The organism is Collinsella aerofaciens (assembly GCF_040926185.1).
In the GTDB taxonomy this organism is placed as follows: Bacteria; Actinomycetota; Coriobacteriia; order Coriobacteriales; family Coriobacteriaceae; genus Collinsella; species Collinsella aerofaciens_BC.
Genome location: NZ_JBCOIQ010000001.1, coordinates 116,051 through 130,431 on the forward strand (window position 1 = coordinate 116,051; position 14,381 = coordinate 130,431).

Annotated in this window: 11 protein-coding genes; 9 read left to right on the forward strand and 2 right to left on the reverse strand. The window is 60.1% G+C overall.

Annotation, left to right across the window (positions count from 1 at the left end):
* Positions 1-302: 302 nt before the first annotated feature.
* Positions 303-2,663: a ferrous iron transport protein B gene (feoB, locus tag AB5750_RS00560; RefSeq protein WP_368145051.1), complete on the reverse strand. Its 2,361-nt coding sequence runs from the start codon at positions 2,661-2,663 to the stop codon at positions 303-305.
* Between the two features lie 391 nt (positions 2,664-3,054).
* A complete protein-coding gene (locus AB5750_RS00565; RefSeq protein ID WP_368145052.1) occupies positions 3,055-3,954 on the reverse strand; it encodes an alpha/beta hydrolase in 900 nt (299 codons plus the stop codon).
* Between the two features lie 246 nt (positions 3,955-4,200).
* Here AB5750_RS00565 and AB5750_RS00570 point away from each other — a divergent pair, with 246 nt between their 5' ends.
* From AB5750_RS00570 to AB5750_RS00610, 9 genes are all read left to right on the forward strand, one after another.
* The gene (locus AB5750_RS00570) at positions 4,201-4,764 is read left to right on the forward strand and encodes a PTS sugar transporter subunit IIA (RefSeq protein WP_368145053.1); all 564 of its coding nucleotides are present in this window, start codon (positions 4,201-4,203) and stop codon (positions 4,762-4,764) included.
* A gap of 181 nt (positions 4,765-4,945) precedes the next feature.
* On the forward strand, positions 4,946-6,349 hold the full coding sequence (gene asnS, locus AB5750_RS00575; RefSeq protein WP_117635367.1) for an asparagine--tRNA ligase: 1,404 nt from the start codon (positions 4,946-4,948) through the stop codon (positions 6,347-6,349).
* A gap of 259 nt (positions 6,350-6,608) precedes the next feature.
* The gene (locus AB5750_RS00580; RefSeq protein ID WP_368145054.1) at positions 6,609-7,391 is read left to right on the forward strand and encodes a hypothetical protein; all 783 of its coding nucleotides are present in this window, start codon (positions 6,609-6,611) and stop codon (positions 7,389-7,391) included.
* 160 nt (positions 7,392-7,551) lie between these two features.
* Positions 7,552-8,532, forward strand: coding sequence for an ABC transporter substrate-binding protein (locus AB5750_RS00585; RefSeq protein WP_368145055.1), 981 nt, complete (start codon positions 7,552-7,554; stop codon positions 8,530-8,532).
* Positions 8,533-8,736: 204 nt separating this feature from the next.
* Positions 8,737-9,660, forward strand: a complete 924-nt coding sequence (locus AB5750_RS00590) for an ABC transporter permease (RefSeq protein ID WP_368154875.1) — start codon at positions 8,737-8,739, stop codon at positions 9,658-9,660.
* Entirely contained in the window at positions 9,653-10,447 is a 795-nt protein-coding gene (locus tag AB5750_RS00595; RefSeq protein WP_022093887.1) for an ABC transporter ATP-binding protein, read from the forward strand. The genes AB5750_RS00590 and AB5750_RS00595 overlap by 8 nt, the downstream gene beginning before the upstream one ends.
* Positions 10,448-10,782: 335 nt before the next feature.
* Positions 10,783-11,550 carry a mechanosensitive ion channel family protein gene (locus AB5750_RS00600; protein WP_117639535.1) on the forward strand — a complete coding sequence of 256 codons (768 nt, stop codon included), beginning with the start codon at positions 10,783-10,785 and terminating at the stop codon, positions 11,548-11,550.
* Positions 11,551-11,643: 93 nt separating this feature from the next.
* Entirely contained in the window at positions 11,644-13,560 is a 1,917-nt protein-coding gene (locus tag AB5750_RS00605; RefSeq protein WP_368145057.1) for a BMP family ABC transporter substrate-binding protein, read from the forward strand.
* Positions 13,557-14,267 (forward strand): metallophosphoesterase family protein, encoded by a 711-nt coding sequence (locus AB5750_RS00610; RefSeq protein WP_117799696.1) that lies wholly within the window; start codon positions 13,557-13,559, stop codon positions 14,265-14,267. Before AB5750_RS00605 ends, AB5750_RS00610 begins: the two co-directional genes overlap by 4 nt.
* Positions 14,268-14,381 lie beyond the last annotated feature (114 nt).

Genomic DNA, 14,381 nt, shown 5'->3' on the forward strand with positions numbered 1-14,381 from the left:
CAATGAGCCTCTACAAACGACTATTGCATCCCACGTCCCCACACAGGCGAAACGGAAGACATGTTCGGCAATAGAAACAAAGTGATTGTAGAAAGGGGCGCACAAAATACGCATCGACATCGCGTAATACGGTTAAATCGACCGACGATTGCAAGTATTTACGAATCCGTAAACGGCAGCAAATAGGCAGCGAACGGCAATCTGCAGCGTAGGACAGTCCCCGCAGGCCGACAATTGGCGGTATTTTGGCTCATTTTTATTGAATTGTTGCTCGCCCAAAAGCGCGGAGCATCAACGCGCCCCTAAGCCAATCCCAGCAATATGCCCGCCGAATGCACGACAAACGCCACGATCCAGGCGACCGTCACTTGAAATGCGAATACGGCCACGGCATAGCGCGCGCCCAGCTCACTCTTGACGGCGCCGATTGCCGCCACGCAAGGCGGGTACAGCAGCGTAAAGACCAGGAACACGTAAGCGGTAAACGGCGAAAACATGGTCGACAGTGCCGCAGGCGACGTTGCACCCAAAAGCACGGTGAGGGTCGAGATAACGCTCTCCTTGGCGATAAGTCCGGTGACGAGCGCCGTGGATGCACGCCAGTCGCCAAAGCCAAGCGGCGCCAGCGCCGGCGCGATGATGCTACCCAGACCGGCAAGCAGACTCTGCGACTGATCGGCGACCACATTAAAGCGGATATCGAACGTCTGAAGGAACCAGATGACCACGGTAGCGGCAAAGATAATGGTAAAGGCCTTGGTAATAAAGTCCTTGGCCTTATCCCATGCCAGCATCACCGTCGTCTTGACGCTCGGCAGGCGGTAGTTGGGAAGCTCCATGATAAACGGCACCGGGTCGCCCTTAAATGCCGTACGGTTGAGCACCAAAGCCGCAATGCAACCAACCGCAATACCAATCAGATAGAGCGAGACCATGGCGGGAACCGTCGCCTGTGGGAAAAACGCCCCGCACAGCAGACCATAGACCGGCAACTTGGCCGAGCAGCTCATGAACGGCGTGAGCATGACCGTCATCTTGCGGTCATGCTCGGATGGGAGCGTACGGGTCGACATGATAGCCGGCACGGTACAGCCAAAACCGACGAGCATAGGCACGAAGCTGCGGCCCGACAGGCCAAAGCGACGCAGCACCTTATCCATGACAAAGGCCACGCGTGCCATGTATCCGGAGTCTTCCAGAATGGAGAGGAACAAGAAGAGCACGACGATAATCGGAAGGAAGGTCAGCACGCTGCCCACGCCCGTAAGCACGCCGTCGACAGCCAGCGAGCGCACCACGTCGTTGGTTCCGAACGCCTTGAGGCCCGCATCGGCCGAGGCGATGATGACAGCGATGCCGTCCTCCATGAGCCCCTGCAACGCCGCGCCGATCACGCCAAACGTCAGCCAAAAGACGAGGCCCATGATCACCAGGAACGCCGGAATGGCCGTGTAGCGGCCCGTCAGGATGCGGTCGATCTTGACGGAGCGCACGTGCTCGCGGCTCTCGTGCGGTTTGACGACGCAGCGCCCACACACGTCGCCGATAAAGCTAAAGCGCATATCGGCCAGCGCGGACAGGCGGTCGGTGCCGGCCTCGCCCTCCATCTGAGTAATGATGTGCTCGATAGCGTCGAGCTCGTTGCGATCCAGGTGAAGCGCCTCGGTCACCAGCTCGTCGCCCTCAACCAGCTTGGTCGCCGCAAAACGCACGGGAATGTGCGCCGTCGCGGCATGGTCCTCGATAAGGTTGGCGATGCCGTGGATGCAGCGATGCAGCGCACCGCCGTCTGGACCATCGGGTGCGCAAAAGTCCAGGCGACCGGGACGCTCGCGGAACCGCGCCACGTGCAAGGCATGATCCACCAGCTCGCCGATACCCTCGTTGCGGGCAGCGCTAATGGGGACAACGGGCACGCCCAGCAGGCTCTCGAGCAGGTTGACGTCCACGGCGCCGCCGTTGGCCGTCACCTCGTCCATCATGTTGAGCGCGATGACCATGGGGCGGTCGAGCTCCATAAGCTGCAGCGTCAGGTACAGGTTGCGCTCGATGTTGGTGGCGTCAATGATGTCGATGATGGCGTCCGGGCGCTCGTCGAGGATGAACTGACGGCTCACGACTTCTTCGCCTGTGTACGGCGACAGGGAGTAAATGCCGGGCAGGTCGGTAACGCTCGCCTCGGGGTGGTTGCGAATGGTGCCGTCCTTGCGGTCGACCGTCACGCCGGGAAAGTTACCGACGTGCTGGTTGGAGCCCGTAAGCTGGTTGAACAGCGTGGTCTTGCCGCAGTTTTGGTTACCGGCAAGGGCAAAATGCAGCGGCGCGCCCTCGGGCACGGCCGTTTTTGCCGCACGGGGTGAATACGTCCCCTCGCCCAGGGCCGGGTGGTCCGTCGTGCCGATTGCGGCGTTAACGCGCGGGCCGGTATCGGTGTCGTGCACATCCACGAGCTCAATGCGTGCGGCATCGTCCTTGCGCAGCGTCAACTCGTAGCCACGTAGGCGGATCTCGAGCGGGTCACCCATGGGGGCGTACTTCATCATGGTGACTTCGGTGCCCGGCGTTAGACCCATGTCCAAAATATGCTGTCGGAGTGCCTGATCGTCCGATGCCACCGATGCGACAACGGCGTCCTTTCCAATCTCGAGTGTATCGAGCTTCACGTCCGTGCTCCTCCCCCGACGCCCACAGGGCGTTGCATTTAGTTTACCTTGGCTAACCGTTTGCCACGGCTAACCAATTGTAACCATGCATGATAGCGCGAACGCACAACGACGTTCAATCGACAGATTGCTGCAAGGACCGTCCCCAAGTACCGGCACAAAAGGAACGTCCCCGAGTGCCAAGCGCCGCAAGAGTGTCCCTTCCGACTAGTCGATTAAGAACGTCCCCAATGACTACTATGGGAAAACCGCCTTCGAGGGCAAAACCGGGACGTAGTTTCCGGGCGGGGCATCAAAACCAAAATTGCGGTGGAATAGTTCCTGCTTGGGCTGGTTGAGGCCTTAAATAGGAGCTATTTCACCGCAAGTTATTGAGGGGATGTCCGTCCTCTTACAGATGGCGCTCCAGGAAGCGGAAGGCCAGGCGGATCCAGGGACGGACGGAAACCTGCTTGTCCTCGTTGTCGACCGCGGTATTGGCGTTGCCGAGCGAAAGGCCGTGGCCACCCTGGTCAAAGACGTGTATCTCGCATGCAACGCCCTCCTCGGCCATGCGCTGCGCAAACGGGTAGACCTGCGCGATCGGCGCCGTCTTGTCGTCCGAAACGCCCCACACAAAGGTCGGGGGCATCTGGCGCGAAACGTGCGTGGTAGGGCAAATGTCGGTCAAGTGCTCATCGGTCGCCTCGCCGCCCGTCACCATCGACAGATAGTCGTTGAGCAAATCGCGCCCCGTCTTGCCACCCGTCTTGGGCACGCGCAGGTCGATGCGCGGGTCGCGCGTCTGCATATCGCGCACATAGGCAAGGTCAAGCAACGGATAGCCCAGCACCACGGCGTCGGGACGAATATCCTCCGGACGAGCCCCGGCAAGGCCCGCGAAGGGTCCGGTCTTCCACTGCGTTGCCAACGAGGCGCAGATCATGCCGCCCGCCGAGAAACCCACGATGCACACGCGCTTGGGATCGACATGCCACTCGTCGGCGTTGGCGCGCACGGTAGCGACCATCTTGGCGAGGTCCGCCTGCGGGCGCGGAAAGCTCACGTCGCCCGTGGCGCTCGTCACATAGTTGAGCACAAAGGCCTGGTAGCCGCGGTCCAAAAATGCAAACGCCACCGGGTCCTGCTCGTGCGGAGCGATATGCGTAAACCCGCCTCCGCCGCAGATGATCACCGCGGGGCGGCGGCCATTGGGCTTGTCGGGCAGCGGCTCGGCACCCAGATACGTAAACGTCGCCGGATAATCCTCGGTCGGCTCCTCGCCCCACAGCGCATGGTTCTCAATAATCATAGGTGCTCCCTCCGTGCGATTCGTGCGCACTCGTTTTTCGCACCTTAGCGTACCCCACTTGAGCCCGCGGCGCAGAAACACCCCCGCAATAAGTTGGCCTTCAACTGATATATCACAAAATCGCTGTTCAGAGGTATCGTTGGGCAGCGTAAAATAGGGGCGCTGACCGTGCTGGGAAACACGTACGAAACGTTTCCGGCAAACCACACGCGTGCAACATGCGCGCCTGATACGTTGGAGGCATCTATGGGTCTGCTCGATTCGCTCAAGTCCACGTTCACTTCGTCGGGCGAGGCGTCCGTTCCGCCCGCAGCAAGCTTCGCCACCCGCGAAGGCGTCATCTACGCTCCCGTCAACGGCGTGCTCGTCAATCTGAGTGAGGTTCCCGACGAGACCATCGCCTCGGGCATGCTCGGCCAGGGCTACGCCATCGAGCCCATTACCGGCACCATTTACGCCCCCGCCAACGGCCGTATCGGCGCCACCACCGTCACCAACCACTCCATCGGCATGATCACCGAGGACGGCCTGCGCGTGTTCATCCATGTTGGCCTGGGCACCGTGGAAATGAACGGCAAGGGTTTTGCCCGCTTTGTCGAGATGGGTGACACGGTCAAGGCCGGCCAGCCGCTCATCAGCTTCGACCGCGACGCCATCAAAGCCGCCGGCCACGAGGACATCGTGACCGTCATCGTCTCTGAGCTCGACCGCCTCAAGAGCATCGACCACGTCGGCGAGTCTGGCACGCTTATCGGCGGCAATCCGCTCGTCAAGCTGGGCGACCCGCTGCTGGTAGCCAAGACCAAGTAGCCAGGCCCCGCGCCATACAGCCAAAAGGCACCTCGTCAAGCGCCCGCGACCATTTGGCCGCGGGCGCTTTTCGTTTGAAAAACCATCCCGCCAATGCCTTATCCGTATAGCCCAAATGAGCCGAGCTGCTAGAATATCGAACTGTATGGATAACTATCATTCAACCGTTATGGGAGGATACGTGAACCGCACCAAAATCGCGCAGCTCTATGCCGATGCCGAGTCGCTCGGCGGCCAGACCGTCACCGTCGCCGGCTGGGTCAAGTCCGTCCGCGACATGAAGAACTTTGGCTTTGTTACGCTCAACGACGGCAGCTGCTTCCGCGACCTGCAGGTCGTCATGAACCGCGAGGCACTCGACAACTACGACGAGATCGCACATCAAAACGTCTCGGCCGCACTCATTTGCACCGGCACCGTCAAACTGACCCCCGATGCACCCCAGCCTTTCGAGCTTTCTGCCACCTCCATCGAGGTCGAGGGCGTCAGCGCCCCGGATTACCCGCTGCAGAAGAAGCGCGCAACCGTCGAGTTCCTGCGCACCCAGCAGCACCTGCGCCCGCGCACCAACCTGTTCCGCGCCGTGTTCCGCATCCGCTCTGTCGCGGCTGCCGCCATCCACCGCTTCTTCCAGGAGCAGGGTTTTGTCTACGTCAACACCCCCATCATCACCACGAGCGACTGCGAAGGCGCCGGCGAGATGTTCCGCGTGACCACGCTCGACCCCAAAAATCCGCCCCTCACCGAGTCCGGCGAGGTCGACTGGAGCCAGGACTTCTTTGGCAAGCATGCAAGCCTCACCGTGTCCGGCCAGCTCAATGCCGAGAACTTTGCCATGGCCTTTGGCGACGTGTACACCTTTGGCCCCACCTTCCGTGCCGAGAACTCCAACACCACGCGCCACGCCGCCGAGTTTTGGATGATCGAGCCCGAGATGGCCTTTGCCGACCTTAACGACTACATGGATAACGCCGAGGCCATGCTCAAGTATGTCCTTAAGGACGTCATGGCAACCTGCCCCGACGAGCTCAATATGCTCAACAAGTTTGTGGACAAGGGTCTGCTCGAGCGCCTGGACCATGTCGCCAACTCCGACTTTGCCCGCGTTACCTACACCGAGGCCGTCGAGATCCTGGAGCAGGCAGTCGCCGCCGGTCACAAGTTTGATTACCCCGTCAGCTGGGGCATCGACCTGCAGACCGAGCACGAGCGCTTCCTGACCGAGGAGCACTTTAAGCGCCCGACCTTCGTGACCGACTACCCGGCCGAGATCAAGGCGTTCTACATGCGCATGAACGAGGACGGCAAGACCGTCGCCGCCGCCGACTGCCTGGTTCCCGGTATCGGCGAGATTATCGGCGGCTCCCAGCGCGAGGAGCGCCTGGATCTGCTCGAGGCCCGCATCAAGGATCTGGGCATGAATCCCGAGCAGTACAAGTACTACCTTGACCTGCGCCGCTACGGTTCCTGCAAGCACGCCGGCTACGGTCTGGGCTTCGAGCGCTTGGTCATGTATCTGACCGGCGTGGGCAACATCCGCGACGTCCTGCCGCACCCGCGCACCGTGGGCAACGCCGACTTCTAATCGTCGGACGCTAGCTCGCGTCGCCACACGCCAACGCTCATCGCATAAGCGTCTCTCGACATCGGTCGAGAGACGCTTTTTTTCAACAGCATCCGTCAAGCTTTTGGCAAGTTTTTGGTCAGTTGAGCAGGGCTGTTGAAAACTCGACCCGCCGTTTGCCGACGACTACCGACCGCCCAGAGCGCCCTGCGCCCCTGGAAAAGCCCCGCGTCCTAGGCTCCATACCGTCGCCACCCAAAACGGAAAGGACGTGGGCACCATGACCGAAGCCGCTGTTGAAACCTACGACACCACGACGAGGGGCGCCGCCTCGATGGCAGCCTATCGCGCCGTTCGTATCCTGCAGCTCTTGAGCGAAAACACCGGCGAAGACAAGGCCATGCTTTCCGATGAGCTGATCCGGCGCCTCGCCCATCCCGACGACCCCGCCCGCATGCCCATCTCGGCGGCGCGGCGCAGCATCTACACCGCCATCTCCGCGCTTCGCCATGCCGGATACGAAATTGAGTACAAACGCGGCGTGGGCTACAAACTTCTTACCCGCCCGCTCACCGATGAAGAGATCATCCGGCTCCACGGCATGGTCATGCGCAACCGCTCCACGCCCATCGCCATTCGAAAAAGCATGGCTCAGCACTTGGTCGCCATGGCGAGTGCCGACGTTCGCGGTTACCTCGATGCACCCGAGCCCGCTCCAAGTGCCGGCAGCAAATCCACCAAGGCCACGCGCACGCCCGTCAAGCGCATCGACACCTGCGAGCTCATCGAGCAGGCCATCGACCACGGAACCACGGTGAGCTTTGATATTTCGAGCGTCACGGCGCGCGGCGAAACCGAAGTAGCACGGATGACACTCCGCCCCTTTGCCATCAAGCAACGAGACGGCATCTCGTATTTGCTGGGAACGGTCTATGACGCCCGAGGCGCCGATGACACGCTGCGTACCGTAGAGATCGGGCGCATGAGAAACGTCACCACGCGTCTCCTCGACGGCAAGAAGCTCTTCGCCGCCCTGGAGGAGGACGACGCCTCCGCCGCATAAGAACCTCCGCCGTCCATTCGACTACCCGTACCGCCCATCCGGTTCTGTATTAAAAAACCCGCCAGGTTATTGTAAAAATGGACATCCGCGCTACTATAGTTCCACTTGCACTTTGTTTGAGTGCAGTGTTTCCAGCCATTTCTATACTGGGGGTAACGATATGAAGGACATCACCATCAGCCGCAGGAGCCTTCTGGTCTCTGCCGGCCTGCTCGCGCTCGCTCCGCTCGCCGGATGCGGCGGCAACTCTGGTTCCGGCTCTGCTGCCGCCGGTTCCGACTACACCGTCGGCATTCTGCAGCTCACCGAGCACTCCGCACTCGACGCCGCCAACGACGGCTTCGTCAAGGCCATCAAGAAGAGCGGCCTTAAGGTCAAAATCGACCAGAAGAACGCCCAGAATGACCAGTCCACGTGTAAGTCCATCGCCGACAAGTTCGTGGGCGATGGCGTCGACCTGATCTATGCCATCGCTACGCCCGCCGCGCAGGCCGCCGCTGGCGCCACCGCCGATATCCCCATCGTGGGCTGCGCCATCACCGACTACGCCGCCTCGGGCCTGGTCCAGGACAACGATAAGCCCGGCACCAACGTCACCGGCGCCTCCGACCTCACCCCGGTCGCCGAGCAGCTCGAGATGATGCAGAAGGTCCTGCCCGACGTTAAGAAGGTCGGCCTGCTCTACTGCACCGCCGAGTCCAACTCCGACGTCCAGATCAAGGCCGCCAAGAAGGAGCTCGACAAACTGGGGCTGGAGTACACCGATTACACCGTCTCGAGCTCCAATGAAATCCAGTCCGTCGTCGAGTCCGCCGTGGGCAAGGTCGACGCGCTCTACTCCCCCACTGACAACACCATCGCCGCGGGCGCCTCGCAGGTGGGCCAGATCTGCAAGGAGAACAAGCTTCCCTTCGTGACCGGCGAGGAGGGCATGTGCATGGCCGGTGGCCTGTTCACCCTCTCCATCAACTACGAGGATCTGGGCTACGCCGCGGGCGAGATGGCCGTCAAGATTTTGAAGGGCGAGGCCAAGCCCGAGGATATGCCGATCAAGCACCTCTCGAGCAAGGACCTGGTCGTCGTCAAGAACGATGAGATGGCCGAGGCTCTGGGCATCGACCTTTCCGCTCTGGACGAGTAACGCCATGCGCGGTAGCGCGTCTAGGGCACGCACTCGTGCCGTTGCCGTGTTATTCAATATGTGAGCCACAGGGGCGAACGCCAAAGACCGGCGTTCGCCCTGCTTGTTACGGATGAGACAAAACATCCGGCCGCAGCTCTTTTATACATTGTTACCGCTATCATGGTGACTCACGTGTCCACCCTATCCTAGGAGGTATGAAGCATGCTTATTGCATTGCAGGGCGCCGTTTCGCAGGGCGTCCTCTGGGGCATTATGGTGCTTGGCGTGTTTATCACGTTCCGCCTGCTCGACATCCCCGATATGACCTGCGACGGCAGCTTTGCCCTTGGCGGCTGCGTCTGCGCCGTGCTCATCGTCAATAACAACGTCGACCCGTTGCTCGCTATTTTGGCCGGCATGTGCGCCGGCGCCATCGCGGGCGCCGTCACGGGCATTTTGACCACCGTCTTTGAGATTCCCGCGATCCTCGCCGGAATCCTCACCCAGATCAGCCTGTGGTCCATCAACCTGCGCATCATGGGCAAATCCAATACGCCCATCCTTGCCAAGGGCACCATCTTCTCGTCTGTCAGCAACATGACGGGCCTGCCGCAGTCCACTGTCGCCATCATCCTGGGCATCTTGCTCGCTGTGGCTATCGTTGCCATCCTGTATTGGTTCTTTGGCACCGAGATCGGCTCGGCGCTGCGCGCCACCGGCAACAACGAGTACATGATCCGCGCCCTGGGCGTCAACACCAACTCCACCAAGATGATCGCCCTCGTGCTCTCCAACGCCCTCATCGGCCTTTCGGGCGCGCTCATCTGCCAGAGCCAGAAGTACGCCGACATTGGTATGGGCACCGGTGCCATCGTTATCGGTCTTGCTGCCATTGTTATCGGCGAGGTGCTCGGCCGCCTGCTGCCCGGCGGTCTCACTCAGTTTAGTGTCCGTCTTGCCTCCGCCATCTTTGGCTCCGTGGTGTACTTCCTTATCCGCGCCATCGTGCTGCAGTTGGGCATGGACGCCAACGACATGAAGCTGCTCTCCGCCGTAATCGTCGCCGTGGCCCTGTGCGTGCCCGTGGTTTGGGAGCGCTATAAGCTCCGCAGCTCCTACACGAAGGGGGATGAAGTAGATGCTTAAGCTCTCACACGTCAAGAAGACCTTTAACAAGGGCACCGTCACCGAGAAGCGCGCTCTTACCGGCGTCGACCTTACCCTCAATGATGGCGACTTTGTAACCGTGATCGGCGGCAACGGCGCCGGCAAGTCCACGCTGCTCAACATGATCGCCGGCGTATATCCGCTCGATTCGGGCGTTATCGAGCTCGACGGCACCGACATCTCGCGTCTGAGCGAGTCGCAGCGCGCCAAGTACCTGGGCCGCGTGTTCCAGGACCCCATGCGCGGCACCGCAGCCGACATGCAGATTGCCGAGAACTTGGCCCTCGCCAAGCGCCGCGGCCAGCGTCGCGGTCTTTCGTGGGGTGTCACCAAGGCCGAGAAGGACGAGTACGTTGAACTGCTCAAGCGCCTGGACCTCGGTCTGGACACGCGCCTCAACGCCAAGGTCGGTCTGCTCTCGGGCGGCCAGCGCCAGGCACTCACCTTGCTCATGGCCACGCTCACCAAGCCGCGCCTGCTGCTGCTCGACGAGCACACCGCGGCCCTCGACCCCAAGACGGCATCGAAGGTACTCAACCTGACCGAGGAGATCGTCGACGAGAACCACTTGACCACACTCATGGTCACACACAACATGAACGACGCCATCCGTCTGGGCAACCGTCTGATCATGATGCACGAGGGCCACGTGATCTACGACGTGGCAGGCGACGAAAAGAAGTCGCTCACCGTTGCCGACCTACTGCAGAAGTTCGAGGAGGTCTCGGGCGGCGAGCTCGCCAACGACCGCATGCTGCTGAGCTAAAACCTGCCAAAAAGGGACAGGTTTATTTTGGCAGGTTTTATTTGCGCAAACGTCAAAACCGCCGCAAAGGGACAAACACCTTTGCGGCGGTTTTCGCATATTATGTCGATAATCCAGCGTCAGCAGGGACCACTGGTTAAGAACTAAGGAAACTGCCATGAGAAGACCTCTTCCCCGTCTTGCTTGACCGCCGCGCTCCTTACCGGCGTGCTCGCCGGCGCCCCAGCTTACGCCACCGCGACCGCCCCGTCTCAAGTTATCGGCCCGTCCGATGTGATCGGACGGGCTTTTTGGTAGGTATCATGGTTGAATGATCATTAGGAGGTTTTCCCTACATGGAATTGTTTGAGCCGATTCTTCATTTTTTTGAGCAACGGTGGGTCCACAACATCATCTGGGCCGTCATCTTGGCGATAGGCACCGCCGTCGCCGCCAAGGTTGCATCCAAGACCCTGCACCATCTGCTTAACCGAGACGATAACCCGCTTCCGGCATCGAGTATCTTCATCAACATCGCGCGCGCCGTCATCTGGATGATCGGCGGCAGCTTTATCCTCGACAACTGTTTTGGCATTAACGCAAACGCGCTCGTCGCCGCTCTTGGCGTCGGCGGCATCGCCATCTCGCTGGGCTTTCAGGATACGCTGTCAAACCTTATCGGCGGCATGCAGGTGACCTTTATGGGCATCATCAAGCCTGGCGACAACATCGAGGTCGGTGGCGTATCAGGCGTGGTCCAGGACATCACCTGGCGCCACACGACCATCGAAGATGCCTGCGGGCAGACTATCATCGTCCCCAACTCCAACATCTCCAAGAACACGCTCGTGCATTTGATGCCCTTTGGGCGCGTAGCCGTCCCCGTCGCGGTGAAAGACCCCTCAAAATGGGCTTCGCTCGACGCACTGGCAGACGAGCTGACCAGCGCCACTAAAACGGCTGTCTCACCCATCTCGGGTTTTGACAAGGAGCCGTATGTGCTCTTTAGCGAGATCGGCGACTTTGGCATTAAGGGCAAGATCATCTTTATCGTCAGCGACGACAGCACCACTTTCACGGCAGCCGACGCCTGCATCCGCGCCATCGCCCCCATCATCGCCTAAACCACCACAAAGGGGACAGGCACCTTTGTGGTGGTTTCGCATCGTGGTACCATGGTTCATATCGTTGTTTAAACGACTAAGGGAGTAGACACCATGGAAGAGGCTTATCGTCAAGCACGCAAGCGCGGCGAGCAAGGACGTCGACGCGCCATTAGTCAAAGCGAGCATCCGTACCTAACGGACCTCGATAGCTTGGTCGCCCAGCTCCCCTTAGGTCAGCGAGAGAGCGTCGGCCTAAGGGACATTCCGCTCGAAATGGTCGTCGGTACGGTTACTAAGGGCCGTCAGTCCGCCTTTTCATGCAACTTTATGCCGTTGCTGCCGTTTAGCACCGAGTTCGCCCGCAAGTGGTCCAACCTCTACGACATCCAGGTGACCGAGGGCTATCGCGATCCCGTCATCGTCACCGAGTTCATGCATCGGTTTTACGTCCAAGAGGGCAACAAGCGCGTCAGTGTCCTCAAATTCCTGGACGCCCCGACGGTTTCGGCCAAGGTCACCCGTCTCTACCCCGGCACATGGGATTCCGTCGAAAGCCGCCTGTACGGTGAATTCTGCGCGTTTTGGCGCGTCTGCCCCCTATACGAAATCGAGTTCTCGCGTGAGGGAAGCTACGAGACGCTCGCCAAGATGCTCGGTCGGAACCTTATCGAAAAATGGCCGCAGAAAAAGGTCGACTACCTGCGCCACACCTTCCTGCTCTTTAAGCGCGCCTACCTTCGCGCAGGCGGCGACCACCTGGACATTACGCCCGCCGACGCCATGCTCGTCTACCTCAATGTGTACAACCAGGACCGCCTGCTGGATACGCCGACGGATATCGTCGTAAACCGCCTGTGCAAGATTTGGCGCGAGCTGGTCATTGCCGGCAAAAACGACGAGGACAAGGTCGATCTTGTCGAAGCGCCGAGCGTCGATGAGGAGGAGTCGCCCGCCAAGTCCACCTCCGGCGTGCTCAACTTCTTTATGGGCAAGACTGTCTATTCGGCGGCCAACCCCCTGCGTATCGCCTTTATCCATGAGTTCCCCTGTGCGGCGTCGAGCTGGGACAGTCTGCACGACCAAGGACGTCAGTATCTCGATGAGCACTTTGACGGTATCGTGCGCACCGAGGCGTTCGAAGACTGTCACGATCCGGACGTGTTCTACGCCGCCGTGGAAACGGCTGTCAAACATGGAGACAACGTCATCTTCTCGACCTCGCACCGCCTGATGGAATACACGCTCAGAGCCGCCGTTGAGTATCCCCAGGTTCGGTTCCTTAACTGCTCTATCGGCCTTCCCCACCAAAGCGTCCGTTCGTACTTTGGCAAGATGTACGAGGCCAAGTTTCTGCTGGGCGCCCTTGCGGCCAGCATGGCGGACAACCACCGCATCGGTTACCACGCGTCGGTCTTCGCCTCGGGCGCACTCAGCGAGATCAACGCCTTTGCGATTGGCGCCTCGCTGCTCGACCCGCGCGCGCAGGTCATCCTCACCTGGGGCGATGTTCTCGCCGGTGGTCTTGCCGAAGCCATGTGCCGCGAAGGCGTAAGCGTCATGACCGGCGCTGACATGTCAAAGTCGCTCGAAGACCCAACGGCCTACGGGCTTCACCGCTTGGTCGACGGCAAAGTCACCGGCATCGCCATGCCCGTATGGAACTGGGGCCGTTACTACGAGCTCATCGTTCGCAGCCTTCTTCACGGCACGTGGGACGAGACCAGCGACGACAACCAAGTGCGCGCTGTCAACTACTGGTATGGCATGAGCTCCGGCGTTATCGACATCCGTTACGCTCCGGGCCTACCCTACCAAACGCGCAAACTCGTGCAGTTGCTCCGCAACGGCATTGTTGTGGGATCCATCAACCCCTTTGGCGGCGAGCTCCACAGCCAGAACGGCGTGGTACAGATCGAAGGCTTCCCTCCGCTGCCGAGCACGCAGATTGTCGAGATGAATTGGCTGGCGGACAACGTGGTAGGCACCATTCCGCAGCTCGACGATGAGCCGAAAGTCCCTGCCCTATGAAAATCCTTGCCATAGCCGATACCGAAGAACGATGCCTTTGGGAGTGCTTTCGCAAGGAACGCTTTGAGGGAGTCGACCTGATTTTGTCCGCCGGCGATCTGGACCCGGACTATCTTGAGTTTTTGGTTACGGTCATCAACAAACCGCTCATCTACGTGCGCGGCAATCACGATGACCGCTACGCACGTCATGCACCGGGTGGATGTATCTGCGTAGAGGACAGCGTGTACACGTACCGAGGGATTCGCATTGCGGGCCTTGGCGGGTCCATGCGTTATCGCGACGGCGCCAACATGTACACCGAACGCGAGATGTCCAAGCGCATGCGTAAGCTGTCGCGTAAGGTTAGGATGGTCGGCGGGTGCGACATTCTGCTTACCCATGCACCCGCCGCCGGTATGGGTGATCTGGACGATCTGCCGCATCGAGGATTCGAGTGTTTTAACACAGCACTCGAATCCTGGAATCCCGACTACATGGTGCACGGGCATGTGCACCAAAGCTACGGTTGCGATTTTCAGCGCGAGCGTCAGCATGTGTGTGGAACGACGATCATCAACGCCTGCGGCTATACGCAGTTTGAGCTCGACCAGACGCACTACCCCATCCGCGGCTGGCAAGCAGCTTGGCTCAACTCACAAACCATGCGCCGCGAGCTCAAACGCCACGAAGCCATCGAGTCTTCAACAGCCAGAACACCCTGGTAACCACCATAAAGGGGACACTGTCCCCTTTATGGTGCTTTTGACGCGATAGCAAGAAACCCGGTCCTGCACAAGGCAGAACCGAGTTTCTTTAGCAATGCTTGCTGTACTCAGGCA

Coding starts and splice junctions, on each gene's coding strand:
- AB5750_RS00565 (WP_368145052.1), bottom strand. CDS start 3,954: ATGATTATTGAGAACCATGCGCTGTGGGGCGAGGAGCCGACCGAGGAT.
- AB5750_RS00570 (WP_368145053.1), top strand. CDS start 4,201: ATGGGTCTGCTCGATTCGCTCAAGTCCACGTTCACTTCGTCGGGCGAG.
- AB5750_RS00580 (WP_368145054.1), top strand. CDS start 6,609: ATGACCGAAGCCGCTGTTGAAACCTACGACACCACGACGAGGGGCGCC.
- AB5750_RS00585 (WP_368145055.1), top strand. CDS start 7,552: ATGAAGGACATCACCATCAGCCGCAGGAGCCTTCTGGTCTCTGCCGGC.
- AB5750_RS00590 (WP_368154875.1), top strand. CDS start 8,737: ATGCTTATTGCATTGCAGGGCGCCGTTTCGCAGGGCGTCCTCTGGGGC.
- AB5750_RS00595 (WP_022093887.1), top strand. CDS start 9,653: ATGCTTAAGCTCTCACACGTCAAGAAGACCTTTAACAAGGGCACCGTC.
- AB5750_RS00600 (WP_117639535.1), top strand. CDS start 10,783: ATGGAATTGTTTGAGCCGATTCTTCATTTTTTTGAGCAACGGTGGGTC.
- AB5750_RS00605 (WP_368145057.1), top strand. CDS start 11,644: ATGGAAGAGGCTTATCGTCAAGCACGCAAGCGCGGCGAGCAAGGACGT.
- AB5750_RS00610 (WP_117799696.1), top strand. CDS start 13,557: ATGAAAATCCTTGCCATAGCCGATACCGAAGAACGATGCCTTTGGGAG.